Origin of the sequence: Curtobacterium sp. NPDC092190 (assembly GCF_044755625.1) — a bacterium.
Lineage (GTDB): Bacteria > Actinomycetota > Actinomycetes > Actinomycetales > Microbacteriaceae > Curtobacterium.
This window is the reverse complement of record NZ_JBIVRJ010000002.1, coordinates 697,160-722,861: the sequence shown is the minus strand read 5'-3', so window position 1 is coordinate 722,861 and position 25,702 is coordinate 697,160. Positions and strand designations below refer to the sequence as shown.

Annotated in this window: 25 protein-coding genes; 11 read left to right on the top strand and 14 right to left on the bottom strand. The window is 72.2% G+C overall.

What is annotated here, in order from left to right; all coding sequences use genetic code 11:
• Nucleotides 1-8: 8 nt before the first annotated feature.
• The gene (locus tag ACIQFY_RS07625; RefSeq protein ID WP_400339143.1) at nt 9-617 is read right to left on the bottom strand and encodes a dTDP-4-dehydrorhamnose 3,5-epimerase family protein; all 609 of its coding nucleotides are present in this window, start codon (nt 615-617) and stop codon (nt 9-11) included.
• Between the two features lie 100 nt (nt 618-717).
• Nucleotides 718-1,818, bottom strand: coding sequence for a hypothetical protein (locus ACIQFY_RS07620; RefSeq protein ID WP_400339141.1), 1,101 nt, complete (start codon nt 1,816-1,818; stop codon nt 718-720).
• A 163-nt stretch (nt 1,819-1,981) separates the two neighbouring features.
• Between ACIQFY_RS07620 and ACIQFY_RS07615 the strand changes: the two genes are divergently transcribed.
• The 3 genes from ACIQFY_RS07615 (at nt 1,982) to rfbD (ending at nt 4,845) form a co-directional block, all read left to right on the top strand.
• Nucleotides 1,982-2,923 (top strand): glycosyltransferase family 2 protein, encoded by a 942-nt coding sequence (locus tag ACIQFY_RS07615; RefSeq protein ID WP_311206454.1) that lies wholly within the window; start codon nt 1,982-1,984, stop codon nt 2,921-2,923.
• Nucleotides 2,924-3,010: 87 nt separating this feature from the next.
• On the top strand, nt 3,011-3,997 hold the full coding sequence (gene rfbB, locus ACIQFY_RS07610; RefSeq protein WP_326495523.1) for a dTDP-glucose 4,6-dehydratase: 987 nt from the start codon (nt 3,011-3,013) through the stop codon (nt 3,995-3,997).
• A complete protein-coding gene (gene rfbD, locus ACIQFY_RS07605) occupies nt 3,994-4,845 on the top strand; it encodes a dTDP-4-dehydrorhamnose reductase (protein WP_326495522.1) in 852 nt (283 codons plus the stop codon). Before rfbB ends, rfbD begins: the two co-directional genes overlap by 4 nt.
• 114 nt (nt 4,846-4,959) lie before the next feature.
• Here the strand turns inward: rfbD and ACIQFY_RS07600 are convergent, their stop codons facing one another.
• Both ACIQFY_RS07600 and ACIQFY_RS07595 read right to left on the bottom strand, forming a co-directional pair.
• A complete protein-coding gene (locus tag ACIQFY_RS07600; protein ID WP_326495521.1) occupies nt 4,960-5,916 on the bottom strand; it encodes a pentapeptide repeat-containing protein in 957 nt (318 codons plus the stop codon).
• Nucleotides 5,913-7,472, bottom strand: a complete 1,560-nt coding sequence (locus ACIQFY_RS07595; protein WP_326495520.1) for a hypothetical protein — start codon at nt 7,470-7,472, stop codon at nt 5,913-5,915. The genes ACIQFY_RS07600 and ACIQFY_RS07595 overlap by 4 nt, the downstream gene beginning before the upstream one ends.
• Nucleotides 7,473-7,593: 121 nt before the next feature.
• Here ACIQFY_RS07595 and ACIQFY_RS07590 point away from each other — a divergent pair, with 121 nt between their 5' ends.
• A complete protein-coding gene (locus ACIQFY_RS07590) occupies nt 7,594-8,736 on the top strand; it encodes a glycosyltransferase family 4 protein (protein WP_400339137.1) in 1,143 nt (380 codons plus the stop codon).
• Nucleotides 8,737-8,905: 169 nt separating this feature from the next.
• Nucleotides 8,906-9,613, top strand: coding sequence for a hypothetical protein (locus tag ACIQFY_RS07585; protein ID WP_326495518.1), 708 nt, complete (start codon nt 8,906-8,908; stop codon nt 9,611-9,613).
• An 18-nt stretch (nt 9,614-9,631) separates the two neighbouring features.
• Here the strand turns inward: ACIQFY_RS07585 and purE are convergent, their stop codons facing one another.
• Entirely contained in the window at nt 9,632-10,144 is a 513-nt protein-coding gene (gene purE / locus ACIQFY_RS07580; protein ID WP_400339135.1) for a 5-(carboxyamino)imidazole ribonucleotide mutase, read from the bottom strand.
• Nucleotides 10,145-10,205: 61 nt separating this feature from the next.
• Nucleotides 10,206-11,342, bottom strand: coding sequence for a 5-(carboxyamino)imidazole ribonucleotide synthase (locus tag ACIQFY_RS07575; protein ID WP_311206461.1), 1,137 nt, complete (start codon nt 11,340-11,342; stop codon nt 10,206-10,208).
• Nucleotides 11,343-11,475: 133 nt separating this feature from the next.
• On the opposite strand from ACIQFY_RS07575, the gene ACIQFY_RS07570 reads away from it, so the two are divergent.
• From ACIQFY_RS07570 to ACIQFY_RS07560, 3 genes are all read left to right on the top strand, one after another.
• Nucleotides 11,476-11,964 (top strand): GtrA family protein, encoded by a 489-nt coding sequence (locus ACIQFY_RS07570; RefSeq protein WP_066655053.1) that lies wholly within the window; start codon nt 11,476-11,478, stop codon nt 11,962-11,964.
• A gap of 156 nt (nt 11,965-12,120) precedes the next feature.
• Nucleotides 12,121-12,804, top strand: a complete 684-nt coding sequence (locus tag ACIQFY_RS07565; protein ID WP_400339133.1) for a glycosyltransferase family 39 protein — start codon at nt 12,121-12,123, stop codon at nt 12,802-12,804.
• Nucleotides 12,696-13,556, top strand: coding sequence for a hypothetical protein (locus tag ACIQFY_RS07560; protein WP_400339130.1), 861 nt, complete (start codon nt 12,696-12,698; stop codon nt 13,554-13,556). Before ACIQFY_RS07565 ends, ACIQFY_RS07560 begins: the two co-directional genes overlap by 109 nt.
• 46 nt (nt 13,557-13,602) lie before the next feature.
• Here the strand turns inward: ACIQFY_RS07560 and ACIQFY_RS07555 are convergent, their stop codons facing one another.
• A complete protein-coding gene (locus ACIQFY_RS07555; RefSeq protein WP_066655056.1) occupies nt 13,603-14,595 on the bottom strand; it encodes a lysylphosphatidylglycerol synthase domain-containing protein in 993 nt (330 codons plus the stop codon).
• On the bottom strand, nt 14,592-15,815 hold the full coding sequence (locus ACIQFY_RS07550) for a polysaccharide pyruvyl transferase family protein (RefSeq protein WP_400339127.1): 1,224 nt from the start codon (nt 15,813-15,815) through the stop codon (nt 14,592-14,594). Before ACIQFY_RS07550 ends, ACIQFY_RS07555 begins: the two co-directional genes overlap by 4 nt.
• Before the next feature lie 134 nt (nt 15,816-15,949).
• Between ACIQFY_RS07550 and ACIQFY_RS07545 the strand changes: the two genes are divergently transcribed.
• The gene (locus ACIQFY_RS07545; protein ID WP_400339124.1) at nt 15,950-17,161 is read left to right on the top strand and encodes a glycosyltransferase; all 1,212 of its coding nucleotides are present in this window, start codon (nt 15,950-15,952) and stop codon (nt 17,159-17,161) included.
• Nucleotides 17,162-17,295: 134 nt separating this feature from the next.
• Here ACIQFY_RS07545 and ACIQFY_RS07540 read toward each other — a convergent pair whose 3' ends face one another.
• From ACIQFY_RS07540 to ACIQFY_RS07530, 3 genes are read right to left on the bottom strand one after another with little or no spacing between them, the layout of a single operon-like run.
• A complete protein-coding gene (locus ACIQFY_RS07540) occupies nt 17,296-18,603 on the bottom strand; it encodes a UDP-glucose dehydrogenase family protein (RefSeq protein WP_400339121.1) in 1,308 nt (435 codons plus the stop codon).
• A 53-nt stretch (nt 18,604-18,656) separates the two neighbouring features.
• Nucleotides 18,657-19,205, bottom strand: coding sequence for a PH domain-containing protein (locus ACIQFY_RS07535; protein ID WP_400339118.1), 549 nt, complete (start codon nt 19,203-19,205; stop codon nt 18,657-18,659).
• Nucleotides 19,206-19,209: 4 nt separating this feature from the next.
• Nucleotides 19,210-20,073 carry a biotin--[acetyl-CoA-carboxylase] ligase gene (locus ACIQFY_RS07530; protein ID WP_400339115.1) on the bottom strand — a complete coding sequence of 288 codons (864 nt, stop codon included), beginning with the start codon at nt 20,071-20,073 and terminating at the stop codon, nt 19,210-19,212.
• A gap of 74 nt (nt 20,074-20,147) precedes the next feature.
• Here ACIQFY_RS07530 and ACIQFY_RS07525 point away from each other — a divergent pair, with 74 nt between their 5' ends.
• Nucleotides 20,148-21,743, top strand: a complete 1,596-nt coding sequence (locus ACIQFY_RS07525; RefSeq protein ID WP_326495509.1) for an acyl-CoA carboxylase subunit beta — start codon at nt 20,148-20,150, stop codon at nt 21,741-21,743.
• Nucleotides 21,743-22,054 carry an acyl-CoA carboxylase subunit epsilon gene (locus ACIQFY_RS07520; protein ID WP_400339112.1) on the top strand — a complete coding sequence of 104 codons (312 nt, stop codon included), beginning with the start codon at nt 21,743-21,745 and terminating at the stop codon, nt 22,052-22,054. Before ACIQFY_RS07525 ends, ACIQFY_RS07520 begins: the two co-directional genes overlap by 1 nt.
• 479 nt (nt 22,055-22,533) lie before the next feature.
• On the opposite strand, the gene ACIQFY_RS07515 is transcribed toward ACIQFY_RS07520, so the two are convergent.
• The 3 genes from ACIQFY_RS07515 to ACIQFY_RS07505 are packed head-to-tail and all read right to left on the bottom strand — an operon-like array spanning nt 22,534 to nt 25,600.
• Complete coding sequence (locus ACIQFY_RS07515; protein ID WP_400339110.1) at nt 22,534-23,580, bottom strand: hypothetical protein; 1,047 nt, start codon at nt 23,578-23,580, stop codon at nt 22,534-22,536.
• Nucleotides 23,577-24,878: an ATP-binding protein gene (locus ACIQFY_RS07510; RefSeq protein WP_326495506.1), complete on the bottom strand. Its 1,302-nt coding sequence runs from the start codon at nt 24,876-24,878 to the stop codon at nt 23,577-23,579. The genes ACIQFY_RS07515 and ACIQFY_RS07510 overlap by 4 nt, the downstream gene beginning before the upstream one ends.
• 5 nt (nt 24,879-24,883) lie before the next feature.
• Nucleotides 24,884-25,600 carry a response regulator transcription factor gene (locus ACIQFY_RS07505; protein WP_251155536.1) on the bottom strand — a complete coding sequence of 239 codons (717 nt, stop codon included), beginning with the start codon at nt 25,598-25,600 and terminating at the stop codon, nt 24,884-24,886.
• Nucleotides 25,601-25,702: the final 102 nt, after the last annotated feature.

The following is a 25,702-nucleotide window of genomic DNA, read 5'->3' as shown; positions in this document are numbered from 1 at the left end:
GACCGTCCTTACTTCTTCGTGCGGAGGGACTCGGTGTAGGCCACCGCTTCCTCGTAGGTCGGCAGCAGACCCTGCTCGGCGGCCTGCTCGAGCGTCGGGGCCGAGGTGTCCTTCTCCGAGAGCACCGGCTCGCCGATCCCGTCGGGCAGCTCCAGGCCGACCGTCGGGTCGAGGATGCTGATGCCCTTCTCGCGCTGCGGGTCGTAGTGGGCGCTCACGAGGTAGTTCACCGTCGAGCGGTCCTCGAGCGCGACGATGGCGTGGCCGAGTCCCTCGGACAGGTAGACGGCCCTGCGGTCGACGTCGTCGATGCGGACCGCGTCCCACTGGCCGAACGTCGGCGACCCGACGCGGATGTCGACGATGTAGTCGATGAAGGCCCCGCGGACGGCGGTGACGTACTTGGCCTGGCTGGGTGCGACGAGGGCGTAGTGGATCCCGCGGGCGACACCGGCGGACGAGATCGACATGTTCACCTGGCGGAGGTCGAGCGGGTGACCGACCGTCTCCTCGAGGACGTCGGCACGGTACGCCTCGAGGAACGCTCCTCGTGCGTCGCCGTGCTGGACGGGCGTGAACTCCCACGCGCCGGGGATCTTCAGTTCGCGGATCTGCACCGGGGCAGCCTAGCAAGGCGACGCAGCGGGACGTCGGTGGGCCGCACCGCGACGGCGACCCGGCCGACCACGCTGCCGGGGCCCGGGCAGACCGGCTCGCTCAGCCGATCCCGAGCGCGCGGCGCCAGGCCCGCTCCCCGGCGTTCGGAGCGCCCGCGGAGACGATCCGATGGGCGGCGACGTAGGCACGTGCGCGGCGGTTGCGCTCGGGGCCCTCCCGGAACGCGGTGGCCAGCGCGGTCCGCCACTCCTCGGGGTCGTCGCCGACGAGGAGCCCGCCGTTCCGGTCCGCACCCGCGTAGGACGGCCGGGCGGAGCCGACGAACGGCAGGCCGAGCATCGTGACCTCGAGGAACTTCAGGTCGCTCTTGGCGTCGTTGAACCGCTCTCCGGTCAGCGGCGCGACCCCGGCGGACCACCGATCGGCCTGCTCCGTCAGGAAGGCGACGAACGCCGGGTAGTGCGTCGCCCCCTCGGGGAGCGTGATCCGGTCGAACCAGGTGCCGTCCTCCCCGGTGACACCGATCACCTCGAGCCGCACCCGGCGACCGTCCTCGGTGACGAGACCGTCGAACACCGGGCGGAGGAGTTCGAGGTCCGCCGCGTGCGTCGCGCTGCCCATGTACAGGACGCGCCGGTCGCCGGTGCTCGGCGGCTCGGCAGGACGGGAGGGCCAGAGTCCCGGCTGCACGCCGTTCGGGACGACGACCGCGTCGACGCCCTGCGCCGCGAGCACCTCGCGCAGCTGCTCGGTGGCGACCACGACCGCGTCGGCGGACCGCACGAGCCGTTCGACCGACGCCAGCCGGTCCGGCGCGTACTCGACACGGGCCAGCCGGGCACGCGCCTCGGGCGTGAAGAAGTCGTCGTCCACCTCGGCGACGATCCGCGTGCCCTCGTCGCGTGCCCGCGCGAGCGCGGCGTCGAGCGACGCGAGCGGGAACGCGTCGCGCTGCACCAGGACGGCGTCGAGGTGCGCGGTGTCCGAACCGTCGGCCCACCGCACCGGGTCGACCTGGACGGTCCGTGCGAGGCCGTCCGCCGCGAGTGCGGACATCCGACCGGTCACCCGGACGTGCGCGGACGCCGGGTGGACCCCTCCTGCCCCGTGCACGACGAAGCCGACGAGCGGTGGGGGCGGAGCGGGGGTGGTCCCGGCGCGCCGGAGGACGCGGGCGATCGCCGACCTGAGGGGTGCCATCGCTCCATCGTGGCACGGCCGGCCACGGCGTTCTCGACTCGGTTCCCGCTTGTGCGTAGACTCGACCGCCTGTGTGTCCGCGAAGACACGCGTCCGGCCGTGCGGCCGGGACCCGAAGATCCCGGGCTGCAGCCCGGCCGACGACCCCCAGGACCCGCCACCCGTGAAACTGTTCGTCCAGATCCCCTGCCTGAACGAGGAGCAGACCCTCCCGTCGGTGCTCGAGACCATCCCGACCTCGATCCCCGGCGTCGACGAGATCGAGATCCTCGTCATCGACGACGGCTCGACAGACCGCACGGTCGAGGTCGCCCGTGCGCACGGCGTCCGGCACTTCGTCCGGCACACGAGGAACATGGGTCTCGCGCGGTCCTTCCGCGACGGGGTCGACTACGCCATGCTGCACGGCGCCGACATCGTGGTGAACACGGACGGCGACAACCAGTACCCGCAGTCGCAGATCGCCGACCTCGTCCAGCCGATCCTCCGTGGCGACGCCGACATCGTGATCGGCGACCGGCAGACCCGGACCATCGAGCACTTCTCCGGGTTCAAGAAGTCGATGCAGCGCTTCGGCTCCTGGGTCGCCAGCCGGGCCGCCGGCCTCGACCTGCCGGACGCCGCGAGCGGGTTCCGCGCCTACTCGAAGTACTCGCTCATCCGTCTGAACATCGTCACCCGTTTCAGCTACTGCATGGAGACGATCGTGCAGGCGGGCTACAAGCGTCTCGCCATCGCCAGCATCCCGATCACGACGAACGCGAAGACGCGCGAGTCCCGGCTGTTCAAGAACATCTGGCAGCACATGTTCCAGTCCGGGTCGGCCATCGCGCGGGTCTACCTGATGTACCGGCCGATGGCACTGTTCGCCTGGGTGAGCGCCGTCTTCGGGGTGGCCGGACTGATCCCGTTCGTCCGGTACCTCGTGCTGCTGTGGACGGACAGCGGCGGCAACCACCTGCAGTCGCTCATCCTGGGCATGGTGCTCATGATCAGCGCGCTCCTGTCGATCACGATCGGCGTGGTCGCGGACCTGACACGACTGAACCGGACCCTGGCCGAGGAACAGCTCGACCTGCAGAAGCTCGCGCGCTACGGCGACTGACGCCGGACCGGCCCCCGCTACACTCGACCCCGACCGCCGTCGGCTCCTCGTGACCGACGCACATCGGCCACGAAAAGGAAACCAAGCGTGAAGATCCTCGTCACCGGAGGGGCCGGCTTCATCGGCTCGAACTTCGTCCGTCGGACCCTGGAGGACGCCTACCCGGGGCTCGAGGGCTCCGAGGTCGTCGTCTACGACGCCCTGACGTACTCGGGCAACCTCGAGAACCTCGCGCCCGTCGCGGACTCCCCGCGGTACACCTTCGTGCAGGGCGACATCCGTGACGCTGCGAAGCTCGACGAGGTCGTCCCGACGGTCGACGCGATCGTGCACTTCGCCGCGGAGTCGCACGTCGACCGCTCGGTGCGTGACTCCGGGATCTTCGTCGAGACGAACGTCGTCGGCACCCAGCGCCTGCTCGACGCCGCGCTCCGGCACGGGACCGAGCGGTTCGTGCACGTCTCCACCGACGAGGTCTACGGCTCCATCACCGAGGGCTCGTGGGCCGAGGACCGTCCGCTCGAGCCCAACTCGCCCTACTCGGCGTCGAAGGCCGGGAGCGACCTGCTCGCCCGGAGCTACCACCGGACGCACGGGCTGAACCTCTCGATCACGCGCTGCTCGAACAACTACGGGCCCTACCACTTCCCCGAGAAGGTCATCCCGCTCTTCGTCACCAACCTGATCGACGACCGGCACGTGCCGCTGTACGGCGAGGGCGACAACGTCCGCGACTGGCTGCACGTCGACGACCACACCCGCGGCATCGCGATGGTGCTGACCCGTGGGCGCGCCGGTGAGACGTACAACATCGGTGGCGGCACCGAACTCACGAACAAGGAGCTCACGCAGCTCCTGCTCGACGCGACCGGCAAGGACTGGTCGTACGTCGACCGCGTGCAGGACCGACTCGGCCACGACCTGCGCTACTCGGTCGACATCTCGAAGATCCAGGCAGAGCTCGGCTACGAGCCGCAGGTGCCGTTCGAGCAGGGTCTCGCCGACGTCGTGCAGTGGTACCGCGACAACCGCTCGTGGTGGGAGCCGCTCAAGGAGCGCGCGGCGATCGCATGACGCGCTACCTGATCACCGGGGCAGCCGGCATGCTCGGTCAGGACCTCCAGCGATCGCTGGCAGGGCGTGACGTCACCGCCCTGTCCCGCGCAGACCTCGACGTCACCGACCAGGCTGCCGTCTCCGACGCGGTGGCCGGACACGACGTCGTGGTCAACGCCGCGGCGTACACCAAGGTCGACGACGCGGAGTCCGACGAGGACGCCGCCGCCGCCGTGAACGCCCGAGGTCCCGAGGTCCTCGCCACCGCGGTGGCGGCGACGGGCGCACGCCTGGTGCAGGTGTCGACGGACTACGTGTTCGACGGCACGGGGACGACCCCGTACGCCGAGGACGAGCCGACGCGGCCCCTCGGCGCCTACGGCCGGACCAAGTCCGCCGGCGAGGCAGCGGTCCGCTCCGTCGCGCCGGACAGGTCGTACATCGTGCGGACGGCCTGGCTCTACGGTGCCGGCGGCCCGAACTTCGCGAAGACCATGGTGCGGCTGGCGGCGTCGCACGACACCGTGAGCGTCGTCACCGACCAGGTCGGGCAGCCCACATGGACCGCCGACCTCGCCGACCAGATCGTCGCGATGCTCGACGCCGGTGCTCCTGCCGGCATCTACCACGGCACGAACGGTGGCCGGGGTTCCTGGTTCGACTTCACGCGGGCGATCTTCGAGGAGGTCGGTCTGGACCCGGAACGCGTGCTGCCCACGGACAGTTCCGCGTTCGTCCGTGCCGCGCCCCGGCCGGCGTTCAGTGTCCTCGGACACGACGGCTGGCGACGTGCCGGCCTGGCGCCGATGCGTGACTGGAGGGACGCCCTCCACGCCGCCGCGGCCGCGGGTGTCCTGACCGCCTGACCGGACGAGGACGACGACGGGGCACGAGACCGGAGGGTCTCGTGCCCCGTCGTCGTCGGCACCCGTTGGCCGCGGGTGCCCGGTGCCCGTCCTCCCGCTGGTGCGGTGGGACGGTCAGCGCCGGATGCGGAACGTCACGGGGGTCCGGACCTGCTTGCCGTTGTCCGCGATGAACTCGACCTTCGTGGTGCCCGCACGTTCGGGAACACCGGTGACGGTCAGCGTCTCGGGGTCCCAGGAGAGGCCCGCGGGCAGCGATGCCGAGAAGGCCGTGACGACCGCCGGGAACGGACTGTCCGCCTGGAACTGCACGGACGCCTGCTGCCCCACCCGGAGCGCCACCGTCGAGGGGACGTCGACCTGGGGTGGCAGCTTGACCTCGACGTTCCGCGTGTACTCCAGGGTGCCGTCGTACTCCGCCGTCGTCGACAGTGTGCACATGACACCGTTCTGTCCCGGGTAGAACAGCCCTTCCCGCTTCGCGCAGGTGTTCTTCTCGATCCCCGGCTGCGTGCCCGCGGTCAGGGTCACCTGGACCGGGTCCGAGTCCGTGACCCACTCGGAGAAGGTGGACGCTGCCAGGACGGTGTCCTCGACGTCCATGCCGTTGATGCCGGCGCGTGTGAAGTCGGTGTCGGAGAGTGTCGCGCCGCTGAGGTCCGCCTGGGTGAGGTCGGCGTCCCGGAACCGGGCACCGCTGAGGTCGGCGCCCGAGAGGTCGGCGCCGTAGAGGATCGCTCCGTCCAGGTCGGCGCCTCGCAGGTCCGCTCCGGACAGGTCGGCGAGTCGGAGGTCGATCCCCGACAGGTCACGGCCGGCCAGGTCGTCGCCGGAGCACTCGGTGTGCGACGCCGGCGACGCGCCCGCGACCACCCGGCAGGCGCCGACGACCTGCGCGTTGGGTGCCGAGAGGAACTCGTAGCCGACGGCCAGCACGGCGACGACCAGCACCACGAGCGCGACGGACCAGTGCCGTCGGGAGAGCCGTGGGCGGATCTGACCGGTCCGGATCGTCGGGTCGTCACCGGCGATCGTGTCGCCGATGTCGGGCTCGGTGGGACGTTCGGTCACGAGGCGACTCCCGTCAGGAAGCTCGGCAGCAGGTGGAGCGCGATCGGCGTGTACCAGCCTTCGCCGCGCGCGTAGGTGAAGAACGCGATCGGTCCGGCGTACGTCACCAGGGTGAGGACGCCGAGCAGCACCGCCGGCACGACGAGCACACGACGCCACCAGAGCGGCAGCGTGCGCCAGAGCGCCACAGCGGCGATGATCGCGAACACGTAGATCAATGGCAGCACCGGCAACAGGTACCGACCGGAGAAGGCGTACTCGTTGTCGAGCCGGATGAACGTCCGGAGGTTGAAGAAGAACATCGCCACCACGTAGCTCCCGGCGACGAAGAGCCCCCAGACCGATGCCCGCGTCCGGACGAGGCTCCGGAAGGACAGCAGCGTCGCGACGACCGCGACGACGAACGTGACCGCGCCGGCGATCTGCACGACGGTGGAGACCTGCCACACGGTGTTGCGTCCGCGGTAGAAGAACATGCTCTGGAAGTAGGCGCTGATCCAGCTGCCGACGAACTCGAAGAGGTCGAACGGCGTCTGCGGTACGGCGTTGACGATCCCGAGGTCGTGCGCCCTCGCCGCCCAGTAGTTCCGCCGGTAGATGTCGAACGCCAGGCACTCCTGGTGGGTGTGCAGCTTGGTGCAGGACGGGTTGAACTGGCCGTAGACGAGGAGGTTGCCGCCGATGCGCTCGAGCAGCACCGCCGCGGTGACCACGAAGAGCAACGCCCACAGCGACGACGTCACCGGATGTTCCGCGAAGACCCGACGGAAGCGCTGCACCGGGTGTGCGAACGTGCGGACACCGTCCCGCTGCAGCACGAGGGCGACGGCGACCGCGACCGCGACGAGCACGAACGGGACGAACGTGTACTTCACCACGATGGCGAGGGCCCCCAGGACGAGGGCACGGAAGAGGTCCGAGTACGCGTGTCCGCTCGAACGGATCAAGCGTGCGCAGAAGAGCAGGCAGAGGAAGAACAGCGTGTTGGCCGGGGTGTCGTACGTGACGGCAGCCGCCTGCCACTCGTACCGGCCGGTGCCCGCGAGCAGCACCACGACGAGCGTCGCGACCCAGGGCGCCGTACCCATCGTGCGGACCAGGCGGTGGACGACCACGAGACCGACCGCCGCGATCAGGACGTTGGCGAAGCGCAGCGCCACCACGATGACCGAGTACGGTGCGCCGAGGTCGAGCAGCGGCTTCACCGGGAAGCTCATCACGTAGTAGTAGACGTAGCTCGGGAAGCGTTCGATCTCGCCCATCTGCAGCAGGCTCGCCGGGGCGTCCGTGATGACGGGACCGGCCCAGACGCTGCGCCCCGCGTAGTACAGGATGTTCGCGATGTGTCGGTTCTCGTCCGGCGCGATGGTCCCCGCGTAGGGCACGTTGCCGACGCCGTCGACGACCGGCATGTGGACGGCGACGGAGAACACCGCGCCCACGAGCACGAAGAGGACGAGCGTCAGGCGCAGGGTCCAGGGGTTCTCGAGGACGCGGACGAGCGGAGCAGCGTGGAGGGCGCGCAGCCTGCGCCCCGGTGCGGTTGTTGTTGCCAAGGGTCCCCTTCGGTCCGTCCAACCCTAACGAACGACCCTGCCACGACCGAACGCACCCAGGAGCGAGCGGACCCCGCTGGTAGGGTCGGAGCCCGTCCACCAGCACCACGAGGAGCCACCGATGACCACCCTCCGTGTGATCCTCGACCAGGTGATCTCGCCCGTCCCCGGCGGGATCGGGCGGTACGCGGAGGAGCTCACCCGGCAGCTCGTCGCGACGGCACCGCCGGGATGCGACGTGGAGGCCGTCGTGTCCGCAGCGCCGGCCGCCGACCTCGACCGCCTCCGGACCCTGCTCCCCGGACTCGCCGGGTTCGACCGTCTCCCCCTCGGCCGACGCGAGCTCGCCCTCGCGTGGCAGGCCGGGCTGGCCAGAGGGGCCTCCGCCGGCATGGTCCACGCGCCGAGCGTGCTGGCGCCGTTGGTCCGGCACGACCGGTTCCAGGACCCTGGTCACCAGACCGTCGTCACCGTGCACGACGTGGTGCCGTGGACGCACCCCGAGACCCTCACGCCCCGTGGGGTCCACTTCCACAAGTCGATGGTCAAGCGCGCCTGGCGCCACGCGGACGCGGTCGTCGTCCCCACGCACGCCGTGGCGGCCGAACTGAACCGCATCCACCGCTTCGACGAGCGCATCCGGGTCATCGGCGGCGCACCGAGCGGACGACTCGCCGTCCCGCCGGACGCCGACCTGCGCGCCGAACGCCTCGGACTCCCCGAGCGCTACGTGCTCGCCGTCGGCACGCTCGAGCCGCGGAAGGGCCTCGGCCACCTGATCCGGGCCATGGCCCACCCCTCCGCCCCCGCGGACGTCCCCCTCGTCGTGGCAGGCCCGGACGGGTGGGGGGACGTGGACGTCCACGGTACGGCCGAGGCCGCCGGGCTCGCGCCCGACCGGGTCAAGGTGCTCGGGCGCATCGAGGACGCCGACCTTGCCGTCGCCTACGACCGGGCCACGGTCTTCGTGTTCCCCAGCCTCGCCGAGGGCTTCGGTCTGCCGGTCATCGAGGCGATGTCGTTCGGCACCCCCGTCGTGCACTCGGACGACGCCGCCGTCCGTGAGGTCGCTGCGGACGCCGGCGTGACCGTGGCCCGCCACGACCTCGAGGGCTACCCGGAGCGCCTGGCACAGGCCGTCTTCCAGGTCGTCAACGACCCGGTGCTCGCGTCACGACTCGCCGTCACCGGACCCGACCGGGCACGGATGTTCGACTGGCGGGACTCCGCCGAAGAGGTCTGGCAGCTGCACGCGGACCTCTGACCCCGTCGGGCACGACGACCAGCGGGCACGACGACCGACGGGCAGGAGGACCAGCCGGCACGACGATGCCTCCGACCCGGGCGCAGCCCCGGTCACGGGACTGCACCGATCCTCCGCGCCGCCGTGTCGGGCGGACGGATCGTCGGACAGTGCTGCGATCATCACACCCATGACGCGTCCTCACCGTACCTCGGCCATCGTCACCGCGATCGCGCTCGCAGCCGGGCTCGGCACCACCCTCGCATCGTGCTCCCGCGCCGACGACCCTGCACCCTCGACGTCGGCGTCCGCCGCCACCCGGACACCGAGCACCAGCCCGACGCCCACGCGTTCCGCCCCGGTCCCGGAGCCGGCCGGCACCCCGACGGCGGGCAGCGACACGTCGAGCGCGGGCCCCACCGAGGACGCCCCCGCCGACGGCAGCGGTCAGGGAACGGGCAACGGCAGCGGGGCCGACGCACCGGCCACCGTCGACTGGGCGGCCGTCGCCGAGCAGGGCATCGCCGCCGCCGGCGGCGGGACCGTGATCTCGATCGCCGGCTCCGGGGACGACTGGACTGTCCTGGTGTCCGGTCCGGACGGCGCACGTACCCAGTCCGTGGTGTCGGCCACGCTGGGCCGGGTGACGTCGGGCCCGTTCCCCAAGGACAGCGACGCGGCGACGCGGCAGTCGGACGTGTCCCGGACCGAGGGCCTGCAGGTCACGGCGGACCGCGCGGCCACCTCGGCTCTCGGAGCGGTGCCGGGCAGCACGCTCGTCTCGGTGGTGCTCGGTGGTCCGGCTGCTGCCCCGGTGTGGACCGCGACGACCTCCACCACCGGCGGCACCACGACGGTCAGCGTCGACGGCAGGACGGGCGCCGTCAGCGTGTCCTGAGCGGCCGCCCGCGAGCGCTCAGAGCGCCTCGCGCAGGGCGCGTGCCTTGCGCTCGACGACCTGCTCGAGTCCGTCGGCGTACTCCGCGAGGGCCGATCGGACCCCGGCGTCGGTCGTGCCGATGATCCGCGCGGCCAGCAGACCGGCGTTGGCCGCACCGTTGATCGCCATGGTCGCGACCGGGATCCCGGCCGGCATCTGCACGATCGAGAGCAGCGAGTCGAGCCCGTCGAGGCGCGCGAGCTGCACGGGGACCCCGATCACCGGCAGCGTGGTCAACGACGCGACCATGCCCGGCAGGTGCGCCGCTCCACCGGCTCCGGCGATGACGACACGGATGCCCCGGTCGGCAGCGGCACGGGCGAAGTCGACCATCTTGTCGGGCGTCCGGTGCGCCGAGACGACGTCGGCCTCGAACGCGATGCCCAGTTCCCCGAGGATGTCGGCGGCCGCACGCATGGTCGGCCAGTCCGAGTCGGACCCCATGATGATCGAGACGAGCGGTGCGGTGGCGGCGGTGGTGTCGGTCACGGCACGAGCCTAGCGGCGGGTGAGGGCCCGGCGTCCGTCCAGCAGACCGGCGAGGATGCGGTCAGTCGTCGAAGTGCGCTGCCGCGGCGCGGGCGCGGTAGGCGACGTCGTCCACGTCCTCGCCCAGCACCGTGACGTGCCCGACCTTGCGGCCGGGACGGGGGGCCTTGCCGTAGAAGTGGAACCCGGCCTCCGGGAAGTCCGCCAGTGCGGCCGGGTAGCGGGCCGCGAGGTCGCCGTCGGCCGGCCCACCGAGGACGTTGACCATCACGGCCGCCGGCGCGTGCATGCCGGTCGTGCCGAGGGGCAGGTCGAGGACGGCGCGCAGGTGCTGCGCGAACTGGCTCGTCGTCGCCCCGTCGATCGTCCAGTGCCCGGTGTTGTGCGGGCGCATCGCGAGTTCGTTGACCAGGATCCGCTCGTCGGCGGTCTGGAACAGTTCGACCGCCAGCACCCCCGTCACGCCGAGCTCCTCGGCGATCCGGACCGCGAGGGACTCCGCCGCGTCCGCCAGTCGCCCCGCGGCGGCCGGCGCCGGCGCGATGACCTCGGCGCAGACGCCGTCCCGCTGCACGGTCTCGACGAGCGGCCAGGCCACGACCTGGCCCGAGGGGCGACGTGCGACGGACTGCGCGAGCTCGCGGGTGAAGGGGACGAGTTCCTCGACGAGCAGGGCCTGCCCGTCGCCGAGCTCGGCGACGGCGGTGAACCAGTCGTCGACGTCGGACGGGTCGGAGACGACACGGACACCCTTGCCGTCGTAGCCGCCACGCGGGGTCTTCACGACAGCGCGTCCGCCGTGGTCGGCCAGGAAGGCGGCGAGGGCGGACCGGTCCTCGACGGCCGCCCAGTCCGGGACGGGGACGCCGAGCTCGCTGAGCCGTCGGCGCATGGTGATCTTGTCCTGCGCGACCGCGAGCGCGTCCGGCCCCGGGTGCACCGCGACGCCCTCGTCGACGAGGCGTCGGAGGACGTCCTGCGGGACGTGCTCGTGGTCGAAGGTCACGACGTCGACGCCGCGCGCGAAGGCGAGGACGGTGTCGACGTCGCGGTGGTCGCCCTCGGCCGTGGCGGCGATCGCGGCGGACATGCCGGGCCCCTCGGCGAGGACGCTGATCTCGAGCCCGAGCTCGACGGCGGCGGGGACCATCATCCGCGCCAGTTGTCCCCCACCGATCACTCCGACGTGCAGCGCCATCCTGTGCGTTCCTTCCGCGATTCCGGACCTCGGTCCGCGACCGCTCGACTACAATCCGTCGAGGCCGATCATCGATCTGCCCCGTTCCGACCGCTGGCCGGTCCCGGCCAACTCTACGGAATCAGGAGAGCACGTGCGGCGACTCATCGCACAACTCGCACGCTTCGGCGTGGTCGGGGCGATCGGCTTCGTCGTCGACCTGGGGGTCTTCAACGTCCTCCGTGCCACGGTGCTCTCACCGGACGAGGTGCACAGCGGTCCGTTCTGGGCGAAGGTCGTCTCCACGACGGTCGCGATCTTCGTGAACTGGATCGGCAACCGGTACTGGACGTTCCGGCACCAGCGCCGCTCCGTCGCTGCGAAGGAGGGCTTCGAGTTCGTCGTCGTCTCCCTCGGCGGGATGGTCATCTCGCTCGGCTGCCTGGCGGTCTCCCACTACGCGCTCGGCTTCACCTCGGCACTCGCCGACAACATCTCCGGCAACGTGATCGGGCTGGGGCTCGGCACGATCTTCCGCTTCTGGCTCTACAAGGTGTGGGTGTACCACCCCGACCGGGTCGAGCAGGAGTCCGCCCGGCGCGCGGACGCGACGCCGGAGACGGTCCGCGTCCCCGAGGTCTGAGTCCAGCCGCTCCCGCGCCGTCCGTAGGATGGTCCGGTGAGGACGCCCGGACTCCGAGACAGCGCACCGCCCGTCGATCGTCGGGAGCGCGTGGCCGTCGCCGTGGTCACGGTCACGTTCGGGCTCTGGTTGCTCGTGTAGGCGCTGGTCGTCCCCGTGTTCCAGGCTCCTGACGAGACCGCGCACATCGACGCGACGGTGCACCTCGCGACGGGTGCCCCCTGGGTGGCTCCCGGGGAGATGCACGTGCTCAACGCGGTGCAGGCCGCGGCCGCGCAGCAGGCGACCCTGCCCAAGTCCGAGTGGTCGGACTTCGCGGAGCTGCTCGGGGGTGCTCCGGGCGAGTCGAGCACCGTCGACCAGATGACGCAGCACCCGCCCACCGCCTACCTGGTGGGGGCACTGGTCCTGAAGGCCGTCCACTTCGCCGGCCTCCGGTGGGACCACGCCGTCCTCGTGCTGCGCCTCGTCGACGTGGCGTCGGTCACCCTCCTCCCGCTCCTGACCTGGGCCTCGGTCCGGCGTCTGACCCGCTCACCTCGCGCGGGCCTGGTCGGGGCGCTGGCACTGTTCGGCGTCCCGCAGCTGGCCTCGATCGCGTCCTCGGTGTCGAACGACGCACCTGCGATGCTGTTCGCGGCCGTGGTCGCGTGGCTCAGGGTCCGCCTGCTGACCGGCGACCACCGCTGGCGGGCGACGCTCGCCCTCGGTGTCGTGCTCGGCGGCCTCGTGTGGATCAAGGGGACGGACTCCCCGCCGTCCCCTTCGCCGCGCTCGTCGTGCTCGTCGCCGGCAGCGGGGTGCTCCCGCTCCGCACCCGACTCGTCCGGACGGTCGTGACGATGGCCGTCACCGCGGGCATCGGCGCCTGGTGGTGGGTCCACAACGTCCTCGCGTACGGGCGGGTGCAGCCGAACGGGTACACCGCGATGCGTCCGCCCAAGGAGTTCCCTCCCGGCGAGCACCCGACGCTGTCGCACTTCCTCGACGTCAGCTGGGGGACGTTGGCCCGGACCTTCTGGGGCAGCCCCGGCATCAAGGCCCAGGTCTCGATCGGTGACGTGCTCACCAGCGTGCTCACCCTCGTCACGCTCGCCGTCGTCGTGGCATTCGCCTTCCGCAAGGGTCCGGACCGCCGCGCCGTCGTCGTGCTCGCGGTCTTCCCGGCACTGCTCACCGCGATCCAGACGTACACGAGTGCCCACGCCTACCTGACCACGACCGAGGTCGCCGCGACGCAGGGCCGCTACCACTTCCCCGCGATCGTCTGCCTGGTCGCCGTGAGCGCGATCGCGTGGCGGCGGATGGCCGGCGGACCGACTGCGCGGGCCCGGACCGCCGTCGGACTGTCGATCGCGCTGCCGGCGGTCGGGCTCTACGGACTCGGCGTGGTCTCCAGCTGGTTCTGGAACGCCGCGCGGTTCCCCGTCACACCCGCCGGTGTCGAGCGGTACGTGGCGCTCGGTCCGGTCCCGCCGTCGGTCGTCGCTGTCCTCGTCGCGCTCGTGCTCGTCGGTCTCGTCGCGACGGTGACCGCGGTGGTGCGCAGCGCAGCGCTGACGCGAGCACCCGGGGTGGTCACGACCGCCTGACCGCCGGCCGACGTCGGAGCCGGTCGACGGGCCGCCGACCTGCCGGTCAGCGCCCCGGAGCGGGCTCGACCCCGGCCGGGTCGGCCTGGTCCGGTCTCCCCCGCTTCGAGAACCACGTCGGCACAGCGGCGGTGAGCAGGAAGAGGCCGTCGACGGCCAGGCTCCAGACGCGGGTGACGACGACCACGACGAGCGCGATCGGTCCCGGCATCACGAGGCCGAGGAGGAGCGCCTGGACGCCCTCGCGCACACCGAGCCCGCCCGGGGCGAACACGGCGAGCATGCTGATCGCGGAGGCCATGCTGGCCGCCCCGATCACGAACGCCGCGTCCGCGGGACGCAGGGACGGGTAGACGGCGAGCGTGATGAAGTAGTACGCACTCCCCGAGAGCACGGCGCCGGCGACGTAGAGCCCGGCACCGCCGAGCACGGTGCCGAGGCTCGGCGCGACGTCGGCGTCGAGCGGCGGGCGGCGGAGGATCCGCAACGCCGTGCTGATGAGGAAGACGAACACCCTCGGCACGAGGCAGACCACGCAGCCGATGAAGGCGACGACCATGAGCGCGATGATCCAGGGGTCGAGCGTGTGCGTCCGCGGATCGATCAGCAGGAGCACGAGCGCCAGCGCCAACGTCGCGGCGATCTGCAGGGCGCCCTCGAGCAGCCCGCTCACCCCCAGCCGCGCGCGGGAGACGCCGTGCTTCGAGGCGAAGTAGACCTTGCCGATGATCCAGGTCGCGGCTCCCGGGATGTAGCGGCCCATCCACGACTTTGCGTAGACGAAGGTCAGCGCGACACCGCTCCCCCGCAGGCCGGTCGCGCCGAGGCGCCGGAGCAGGAAGAACCAGATGCCGACGCCCCAGTACCGGAAGCCGAGGCTGATGACCGTCGCCACGGCGACCCACCACCAGTTCCAACGGATACCGGCGAGCTGCCCCCAGTCGACGCTGCGGACGTAGAGGAAGAGGAACACCGCGAGCAGGACGTAGAAGGCGATGGGCACCGCCCGTCGCAGGACCCGCTTCGTCGTCGGGCTCACCGCACGCCCTCGGTTCCGCGGGCGAAGTCCGTGTGCAGGGCACCGGTCATGCGCTCCACACCGGCGGAGAGGTCCGCGACCACACGCTCACGGTGCTCGTCGAGGTCCTCGAGCGACGCGACGACGTCGGCGACGAAGGTCGGCTCCAGGGCGTCCTCGATCGGGCGGGCGTACCGCTGCTGGCCGATCTGCTCGAAGAAGAGCCGCCCCTTGTCGACGTAGTACAGCACCGTGGCCGGCACGCCCGCGATCGTCGCCACGATCGCCGAGTGGAGACGGCTCGCGATGAAGAGCCGACTCCGCGACATCAGACCGGCGTACTCGGCGGGCGAGAACTCGTCGGCCTCGACGACGTGCGCTCGGCCGCCGTGGCGCATCTGGGCGATGACCTCGCGCGCGAACGCGGCGTCGCCCTCGGAGGCCTCCATGTGCATGGGGTAGAAGACGACGTCGACGTCCCACCGTTCGACGACCGTGTCGACGAGCTCCGCGAGCGCCGCACGGTAGGTCACGAGGTCGGCGGACTCGACGTGCGACCGACGCAGCGCCTTCGGGATGAAGCGGAACGGGATCCAGCCGCTGCGCTTGTAGTGGAACCAGCGTCGGACGCCGATGCCGACCGACCCGTCGAGCTGCTCCGCCGACAGGCCGGTGGTCCGCTGGAGCCGCGCGAGCACGTCCGCGTCCGGTGCGGTCACGGTGCCGACCACCGCGGGGTCGAAGGAGGCGATGACGGGCGTCCGGACACCCCACGAACGCAGCTTCTCCCGCGACTCCTCGTCGCGGACGATGAAGACCTCGGTGAGGTCCACCGTCGCTCGGATCAGCCGCTTGCTGATACCGGCGGACGTCGGGCCGATGCCCTGGAACGCCCCGACGACGTGCCGGTTGACCGCACGGACGAGCACGAACTTCAGCAGCCAGTAGACCAGGCCGAGCTTGTTCGTGTAGTCCTTGAGGATCTCGCCTCCGCCCCAGAGGACGACGTCCGCGGTCCGGGCAGCCCGGAGCAGGCGGAAGAGGTCGCCGATCCCGGTGCTGTACGGCGACATCGGGAGGAACCGGATGCCGAACCAGGCTCCGTCGCGCTCGGGGTACTGCGACAGCGACACGATCTCGGCGCCCGGCCACCGCCGGCGGGCGAGCTCGATGTTCCCGGCGAGGATCGCCCGGTCCCCTCGGTTGTGGGGCGAATCGCTATTGTGGATGAGTACGCGCACGGGTCTCCTGCTCCGGTCCTGCCGGCCTGCGCAGCGGTCGCACCGCGGGCCCCGAGCAGCGTACCAACCCGCGCGGTGTCCCCGATCGAACGGGACCCGTCCGCCGAACGACCGTCCACCCGGAAGGCGCCCCCTTGCCCGCACCCGTCCACCCCAGCACCGGTCGTCCCCGCCTGCTCGTGCTCGCATCCACCTTCCCCGCCCACCCCGACGACGGCGTCCCCGCCTTCGTGCTGGACCTGGCACGGCAGGAAGCGGTCGAGTTCGACACCGCGGTGCTGACACCGCGGGTCGCCGGGGCCGCCCGCTCGGAGACGATCGACGGCGTCCGGGTGCGTCGGTTCGCCTACTTCCCGCGGCGGTTCGAGGACCTGGCGGACGGCGCGATCCTGGACAACCTCAAGGCCGACCGGAAGCGTCTGCTCCAGGTGCCGGCACTCCTCGCGGCGCAGTTCCTCGCGGTGCGTCGAGCCGTCCGTGCCGCACGTCCCGACGTGATCCACGCGCACTGGGCGATCCCGCAGGGGCTCGTCGCGGCACTGGCCGCGCCCGGGGTGCCCCTCGTCGTCACGACGCACGGCGGCGACGTCTACGCGCTCCGCGCCGCGCCGCTGGTCCGGCTGAAGCGCTGGGTGTTCGGGCGTTCGGCGCACGTGACCACCGTCAACGACGAGATGCGGGCCCGCCTGACGGAGTGGGGTGTCGACCCGGCGCGGTCGAGCGTCGTCCCGATGGGCGTCGACCTCGCGCCCGCGGTCGCGGCCAGGGAGACCACCGTCCGGCGGCCCGGGCACGTGGTGGCCGTCGGCCGGCTGGTGGAGAAGAAGGGCTTCGGGAACCTCGTCGAGGCACTCCGCGGTCTCGAGGGCGTCGACTGGTCGTTGACCGTCGTCGGCGACGGCCCGTGGCGCGAGCGCCTCGAACGACAGGCCGCGGGGCTGCCGGTCACCTTCGTCGGGCAGCGCGGCAAGAGCGAGGTGCTCGCCACCCTGGCGTCCGCCACCGTCGTGGCCCTGCCGTCCGTACCGGCCGCGAACGGCGACCAGGAGGGACTCCCGGTGACGCTCCTCGAGGCGGCGGCGGTCGGCGCGGCGATCGTGGCCAGCGACCTCCCCGGCATCCGGGACGTCGTCCGCGACGACGTCTCGGGTCTGCTCGTGGAGCCCGGCGACGTCGACGCGCTGCGCGCCGCCCTCGAGCGAGCGCTCACGGACGCCGATGCCCGGGAGCGCCACCAGGCCGGAGCGACGGCCGCTGCGGCCGAGTTCGCGACCGATCGCATCGGCTCCCGCTACCGGGACGTCCTCCGCGCGGCCGTCGAGCGCCGCACCCCGCACCGGGACTGAACGCCGCCGGCCGGGTCCTCCCCGTCCGGAGACGACCGACGGCCGCTCCCGGTGAGGGGAACGGCCGTCCGGAGACGGCTGACGGCCGCTCCCGGCGAGGGGAACGGCCGTCCGTCGTCAGCGGGGTCGGAGCGCTAGCGCCCCATGCCCCGGTAGGTGAAGCCCGCTGCGGTCCAGGCCTCGCGGTCGAGGCAGTTGCGCCCGTCGACCACGACCGGCGACGCGACGAGCGAGGCGACCTCGGCCGCGTCGAGCTCACGGAACACCGACCACTCGGTCAGCACGAGCACGATGTCCGCGCCGGTGACCGCCTCGGTCGGCGACCCGACGTACTCGAGCTCCGGGTGCAGCCGACGAGCGGTCTCGATCGCCTCCGGGTCGTACGCCGCCACCGACGCACCGAGCCCGAGCAGGCGTGCCGCGATGTCGAGCGCCGGGGAGTCGCGGACGTCGTCCGAGTTCGGTTTGAAGGCCAGGCCCAGCACGGCGACGCGCTTCCCGGTGATCGTCCCACCGAGCAGCTCCGTGGCGAGGTCGACCACGTGCGCGCGTCGACGGAGGTTGGTGGCGTCCACGTCGGCCAGGAAGGCGAGGGACTCTCCCACGCCCAGCTCGTCGGCGCGGGCCTGGAACGCGCGGATGTCCTTCGGCAGGCAGCCGCCACCGAAGCCGAGACCGGCGTTGAGGAACTTCCGACCGATCCGGTCGTCGTGCCCGATCGCGTCGGCGAGCGCCGTGACGTCGGCGCCGGCGACCTCGGCGATCTCGGCCATCGAGTTGATGAACGAGATCTTCGTCGCGAGGAACGCGTTCGCGCTGATCTTCACGAGCTCCGCCGTGGGCAGGTTCACCACGAGGCGGGGCGTCCCCGCGGCGAGCGCCTGCGCGTAGACCTCGTCGAGCGCCGCGACGGCACGCTCGCCGGCCTCGCCCTCCGGGACGCCGTAGACGAACCGGTCGGGCGAGATGGTGTCCTGCACGGCGAAGCCCTCGCGGAGGAACTCCGGGTTCCACACCAGGGTCGCGCCGGGGACCGCTGCCTCGACCTCGGTGGCCAGGCGCGCGGCGGTGCCGACCGGGACGGTCGACTTGCCCACGACGAACTCACCGGCCGACAGGTGCGGCGTGAGCGAGGCGACGGCGGCGTCGACGTACCGCATGTCCGCGGCACCGGTGGGTCCCTGCGGGGTCCCGACCGCGAGGAAGTGCACGGTGGACCCGGCGACCTCGGCCATGTCGGTGGTGAAGCGGATGCGACCGGACGCCAGGGCCTCGGTCAGGATCTCGGGCAGCCCGGGCTCGAAGAAGGGAGCCTCACCGGCGGCGAGCCGTTCGATCTTCGCGGGGTCGACGTCGACCGCGACGACCTCGTGTCCGAGCTTGGCCATTGAGGCGGCGTGCACGGCACCGAGGTACCCGCAGCCGATGACGGAGATACGCACGGCTCGACGCTACCGGCTAACGAGGAAGACTCCCAACCCGGACGTTCGGCACCTCACCGGCCGGCGTCACCCCAGGTCGGTCGCGAGGGTCCCCCGACGATCTCGTCCCAGTCCGGCTCGCGGTGCCGTCGGCGGGCTTCGTGCGCCTCGACCAGGTCGTGCAGCACGGCCACCACGAGGTCGGCGTGCGGGACGTCGGCGAGCACCACGGGCGTGTCCTCGCCGGGGAAGACGAGCACGTCACCGGACCGCCACACCCCCTGCAGGCCGCGGCGCCGCACCGTGACGTCGTACCCGCGGGAGTGCAGGAGCTCGCGACGGGTCCGGGTGCCGAGACCACGGACCACCACGAGCCGCCGGGTCGTCACCACGTACCGCTCGGACATCCACCGGAGCAGCGGGACGAGGCCGCCGAGCACGACGAGCAGGACCGTCAGTCCGGCGACGACCGCGTTCAGCCACGCGAGCTGTGCGCGGAACACGCCGAAGCCGAAGCCCCCTGCCAGTGCGACGACCACGACGAAGACGGCCGGACGGACGAGTCGGCGCGCGTGCGGCCGCAGCCGCGCGACCACGCGTTCGGGCGGCGGCTCGGCGGTCATGCCGTCATGCATAGCGCAGGTGGGTGAGGTCCCCCACCGCGACGCCCCTGGTTCGGCCGTCCCGATCCCGGATCGTGATGCGACCGTCGTCGTCGATGCCCGTGGCGTCGACCTCGTCGACAGTGCCGTCGGGCAGTTCCAGACGGACCCGGCGACCGATCGTGCCGCACGCTGCGCGGACGCGTGACCGGACGACCCCGGCGGCCGCACCTCCGTCCACCAGCGCACGCACCGCCTCCAGGACGGCCGTCGTCCAGGTGGACAGCACCGCGTCCGCCAGGCCGTCGGCGTCACCGGTCGCGCCGGCGACCGCCAACGACGTCGCGGTCGGCGTCGGCAGGGCGTCCTCCGGGATCGTCAGGTTCACGCCGGCGCCGACGACGACGCTGCCGTCGGCAGCGACCTGGCAGAGGATGCCGCACACCTTGCGTCCGTCGACCAGCACGTCGTTCGGCCACTTCACCAGGACACGCGGCTCCGGCACGGGCGTCGCGGCGTCGGCGTCGGCGGCCGGACGGGAGGCCCTGGTCACCGTGTCGGCGTCGCCCAGCACGGCGGACACCGCGTCGCGCATCGCGGCGCCGGCGACCAGGGGCAGCCACCCGCGGTCGCGGTCGGCCAGGTCGGCGCGGACGAGCAGGCTCACCGCGAGCGTCTGCCCGGTCGGCGCGCTCCATGACCGGTCGAGCCGCCCGCGCCCCGCCGTCTGGTCGAGCGTGACCACGGCGCTGCCGTGCGCCCGACCGGGCGCGACGTCCAGCAGGTCGGCGTTCGTGGAGCCGGTACGCCCGACGGCGTCGAACACCCCACCGGCGGCCTCGACGACGGCACGGGCGCGCGGCAGGACCGGCGGGACGGGTGTGGACATGCACGCAAATCTACGGGCAGGAACCGTGGGGGTCCTCCAACCGGCCCCGCCGTGCCCGCCGGTAGGGTGAGCGGGTGACCACAGGAGACACCCCCGACCTCTCGACCACGGCCGGTCGCCTCGCGGACCTGCGCGAGCGCTACCACGAGGCCGTGACCGCCGCGGGCGAGGCCGCCATCGCGAAGCAGCACGCGAAGGGCAAGGGCACCGCCCGCGAGCGCATCGAGCAGCTCCTCGACGAGAACTCGTTCGTCGAGTTCGACGAGTTCGTCCGCCACCGCACGACGTCGTTCGGCATGGACGCGAAGCGCCCCTACGGCGACGCCGTCGTGACCGGCGTCGGCACGATCCACGGCCGCAACGTCGCGGTCTACGCGCAGGACTTCACCGTCTTCGGTGGCTCCCTCGGCGAGGTCGCCGGCGAGAAGATCGTCAAGGTGATGCAGCACGCACTGAAGACGGGGGTGCCGATCATCGGCATCCTCGACTCGGGCGGTGCCCGGATCCAGGAGGGCGTGGTCGCCCTGGGCAAGTACGGCGAGATCTTCCGCCTGAACACCCAGGCCTCCGGGGTCATCCCGCAGATCTCCATCGTCATGGGTCCGGCAGCCGGTGGTGCGGTGTACTCCCCCGCGCTCACCGACTTCGTCATCATGGTGGACAAGACGAGCCACATGTTCGTCACCGGTCCGGACGTCATCAAGACCGTCACCGGCGAGGACGTCGGCTTCGAGGAGCTCGGCGGCGCACAGACGCACAACGCCGTCTCGGGCGTCGCGCACTACCTGGCCGAGGACGAGACCGACGCGCTCGACTACGCGCGTTCCCTCGTCGGCTTCCTGCCGGACAACAACCTGTCCGACCCGCCGGCCTACGACGTCGCCCCGGAGCTCGAGACGACCGACGCCGACCACGAGCTCGACGTCGTCATCCCCGACTCGACGAACCAGCCGTACGACGTCACCACGATCGTCGAGCACATCGTCGACGACGGTGAGTTCCTCGAGGTCCAGCCGCTCTTCGCCCCGAACATCATGGTCGGCTTCGGCCGCGTCGAGGGTCGCACCGTCGGCATCATCGCGAACCAGCCGCAGGCGATGGCCGGGACGCTGAACATCGACGCCGGCGAGAAGGCGGCCCGCTTCGTGCGGTTCTGCGACGCGTTCGGCATCCCGATCCTGACCCTCGTCGACGTCCCCGGCTACCTGCCCGGCACCGACCAGGAGTGGACCGGCGTGATCCGCCGCGGCGCGAAGCTGCTGTACGCGTACGCCGAGGCGACCGTGCCGCTCGTCACCGTCATCACGCGGAAGGCCTACGGCGGCGCCTACATCGTGATGGGCTCGAAGCAGCTCGGTGCGGACATCAACCTGGCGTGGCCGACCGCCGAGATCGCGGTCATGGGCGGCCAGGGCGCGGTCAACATCCTGTACCGGGCCGAGATCAAGCGCGCGGAGGAGGCGGGCGAGGACGTCGCCGCGGTGCGCACCAGGCTCGCGAACGAGTACACCTACAACGTGGCGTCGCCGTACCTGGCGGCCGAGCGCGGCGAGCTCGACGGCATCATCCAGCCGCACGCGACCCGGGTCTCGGTGATCAAGGCGCTGCGGGCACTGCGCGGGAAGCGCGCGTCGCTGCCGCCGAAGAAGCACGGGAACATCCCGCTCTGATGGGACGACACGCAGCACACCTCCCGGCGGACGCCACGATGCCGGCCGCAGCGGACAGCCCGGTCGGCGCAGACACCACGGTCGGGCCGGACACCACGGTCGGGGCCGACGTCCGGGTCGTCGCGGGCGACCCATCGCCGGAGGAACTGGCGGCCGTCGTCGCCGTGCTCCAGCGGCAGGCCGACGAGGTCGCCGCCACCGGTCGCGCCGAGGTCACCGAGTCGCCACGGACCGGGTGGGACGCGTCCGCCCGTGGCCTCCGCCGGCCGCTCGAGCACGGCTCCGGCGCCTGGGGCCGCTCGTTGCGCTGACCGACGGTCTGCGAGCGGCACGCCGCACGTCCCTCCACGGACCCCCGCCGTTCCCCGGCGGGGGCCTTGCGCATCCGGGGGTACCGGCGGCACGATGTACCCCTCTCGCACCGCGCGACCCGGTCGTCCACCTCGGGTTGCGGGGTGCACTTCCCGGTCGGTCTCCCCTCGGCCGGGGGACACGGCGACCGCGGAACCACCGGGAAGGCGTGGTTTGTCCCCCATAATGACGACTGACACGGCTTCGGGCAGCGGGCATAGTTGTCTGTGTTCGGTGTCCTTCCCAGAAGAACATCGTTGGTCGGTGGCCGACTAGGGTACGACGCCTCCGACCAGCTGCGAGCCAGGGCGACATTCGGGTTGTCGCTCAGGCTCGGGTCGTGAACGGGCCGGCCCCTCGGGACCGGCCCGTTCCCCGTTCCCCGTTCCCGGGTGGCCTTGCGCGCGCGTCTCGCTGCACGGCGGCCGCCGGTGCCTCCTCAGACCGTCGCGCGGCGCGGGATCTCGGTCCAGAGCACCACCGACTCGTCCTCGTCGCCGTCGTCGTCCGATCCGACGCCGAGCGCCGCGGACTCGCTCGCCGCGGTGTCCAGTCGCAGCCCGACGATGGTGACCGCCGCCTCCGACCCCTCGGCCACCGTCCGGACGATGACGTTGTCCGCCTCCCGGGCTCGGCGCAGCGCACCGGCGATCTCGGCGTGCACCCGGCGGAGCTCGTCGATCTCCAGGTCGTCGAGGCCACCGTCGTCGTGCAGCTGCACCGTGGCTCCCCGTCGCCGCAGGCGCATGACCTCGTCACGGACGTCGTCGGACAGCAGCGACCGACCGCGGATCTCGTCGCGGATCGCCTGCTCGAGGTGCAGGCACTCGGCCCGCTCGGCGTCGGTCAGGTCCCCGCCCCGGTCGATCACCTGCTGCAGCATCGGCAGCGCCATCCGGGTGGTCTGGCTCAGGCGGAACTGCCGTTCGAACACGTGGGCGTCCTGCGCGGCCTGCCAGTCCGCGGTCTCCTGCTCGGCACGGATGAAGTCGCGCGTGGTGCGGGTCGCCCGGTCCATCGCGACGGTGAAGCCGGTGGCGACGGCGACCCACGTCAGGTTGCCGACCAGTCCGAGCGCGCCGAAGGCACCCGGTCCTGCCCAGACCACACCGAAGACCGTGACGAAGCCGACGCCGACCCACGCGAAGGCGCGGCGGCCCCGCACGACGAGCACGACCATGAGCGTGCCGACCGCGGCGACCCACCAGGTGATCGAGTCGTCCTTCACCGTCGGGTCGACGACGGGGGCGGCGATGACCGGCATGACCAGCGCGGTGGCGAGTGAGAAGCACGCCGCCCAGACCGGGAGGGTCCGACCGGGCAGGAAGATCGCGACGGCGCTCGCGGCGGCGTAGAGCGCCATGCACGTGAGCACCGGACCGACGTCACGGACGAACGGGAACGACGCCACGCCCAGCACGAGGTGGAAGACGGAGAACAGCGCGGCGAGCCCGATGGCGATCCTCGCCGGCAGCGACACCCTCATGCGGACACCTCCGGGTGCCACTCGAGGCGGACCCGCGTACCCGCCCCGGGGTTGCTCGCGACCACCGCCGTGCCGCCCACGGCCTGCACCCGTTCGATGATCGAGCGGCGGACGCCGAGCCGCGCGGCAGGGACGGCAGCGAGGTCGAACCCGGCGCCGTCGTCACCGACCTCGACGTGCACGGCGCCACCACGCTGCTCGACACGGACCCACCGCTCGACCCCTGCCCCGCCGGCGTGCTGCACGCTGTTGACGCACGCCTGCAACGCCGCGGATGCGAGCGCGTCCGCGATCGTCGCCGGGATGCGCAGCCCGCCGACCGGGGCGTCCCGCAGCCGGACGGGAGCGGCGAGCGCTCCGACGGCGTCGGTGATGCGGACGCGGAGGTCGTGCACCGTCACGGGCGGGGCCGCCCCCGGCAGGTCGGCCGCAGCGGCGCCGAGGTGGTCGATGGCGTTGCGCGCCATGCGGGCGGCGAGGGCCTCCGCCTCGGGCGTGTCCGCGCGTGCGGCCGAGAGCAGCGTGGTCAGGACGCTGTCGTGGACGATCGCGTCGACCTGCACCCGCTCGACCTCGGTCGCGTGCTCGCGGATCGCGAGCGAGTAGCGCCGCACCGCGGTGGCCTGTGCGGCGTCCACCGCAGCGGCGGCCCGACGGAGGAGCACGGCGATGACGAGGACCGCTCCGCTGAGGAGCGCCGAGTACACGCCCTGGAGCACCGCGCTGGCCCCGGCGTCGCCACCGAGCGGCGTGAGGCGCACGACGACGTAGACGGCGGGCACGAGCGCGGTGTAGACGGTCGCACGCCACGGAGCGAAGCCCATCGCCGCCGCCGTCGACCCCACGGTGAGGAACCACCACGGCCAGGGGTACTGACTGTCCGGGATCGGCTCGCGGACGGTGAGCGGCCACGTGACGAGCACGACGAGGAACAGCAGCGCGCACACGATCTGGGCGACCTGCGCGAACCGCTGCGCGAACGCGGACACCCCGACCGCGACGAACGACGCGCCGAGGACCGCCGCGGCGACCGGGCCCCACACGGGATCGAGCCACGGCAGCTGCCGCACGACGGCGGGCGCGTAGACCGCGCCGTACCCGACCGCGGCGACCGCGATGAGGATCGCGAAGAGTCGTTCGACCGATGCCTGCGTCAGCGCGGGTCGCACACCGCGCAGAGGGTCGACGCCGAACGGTGCCGCCTCGGTCGGCGCGACGTCGTCCGTCGCGGAGCCCGACCCGTCGGGCGCCCCGGCCGGCACACCTGCCGACCGTGCCGGTCCGGCCGTGGTGGCCATCGAGGTCAGCGGCCGTCGGCGTCGGGGTCGATGCCCGAGTCGAGCCCGGGCAGGATGCCGTCCTCGACCGCGCGGCGCAGCAGGTCGACCTTCGTCGGCGCCGGACGCCCCACCTCGACGTACTTCACACGGATGCGGTCGAGGTACTCGCGCGCCGTCGAGTACCCGATGCCGAGCTGCTGCGCCGCGAGCTTGAGCGGCAGCCCGGAGGCGTAGAGGTGCAGGATCTCGCGCTCGCGGCGTCCGAGCTGCGCCTTGGCGAAGTCGCGGTCGGCGTCGATGGCGCTCGCCCACTCGAGGTTGTTGAGCACGTCGCCGCGGGCGACGGTCGCCACGGCCGCCATCACGGTCTTGGTCGCGGACGACTTGGGGATGACGCCGGCCGCCCCTGCGGCCAGTGCCTCGCGCACGCTCGCGACGCGGTCGGCGATCGAGTGGACGAGCACCGCGGAGCCGGTGCCCTGCACACCCTTGACGTTCGCGGTCACGGTCGAGCCGTCGCCGAGCGACAGGTCGAGCACGACGACGTCGACCTCACGCCCGCCGAGCTGGGCGACGTACTCGGGCACGCTCGCGGCGGTGAGCACCACCTCGAACCCCTCGTTCTGGCACGCCGCCTGGATGCCGAGCCGCACGGACTCGTGGTCGTCGACGATCGCGACGCGGACGGGCCTGGTGGCCAGTCCGGTCGTCCCGCTGCTGGTGTTCGTGTCTGCTGCCACGGTGACCTCTCGTTCCGATGCGCGCCCGGCCCCTGTCGCCGGGAGCGATCACCGACCAAGGATACCCAGGTCGGACCCAGGCTCCGAGTTGTGGGACACCGC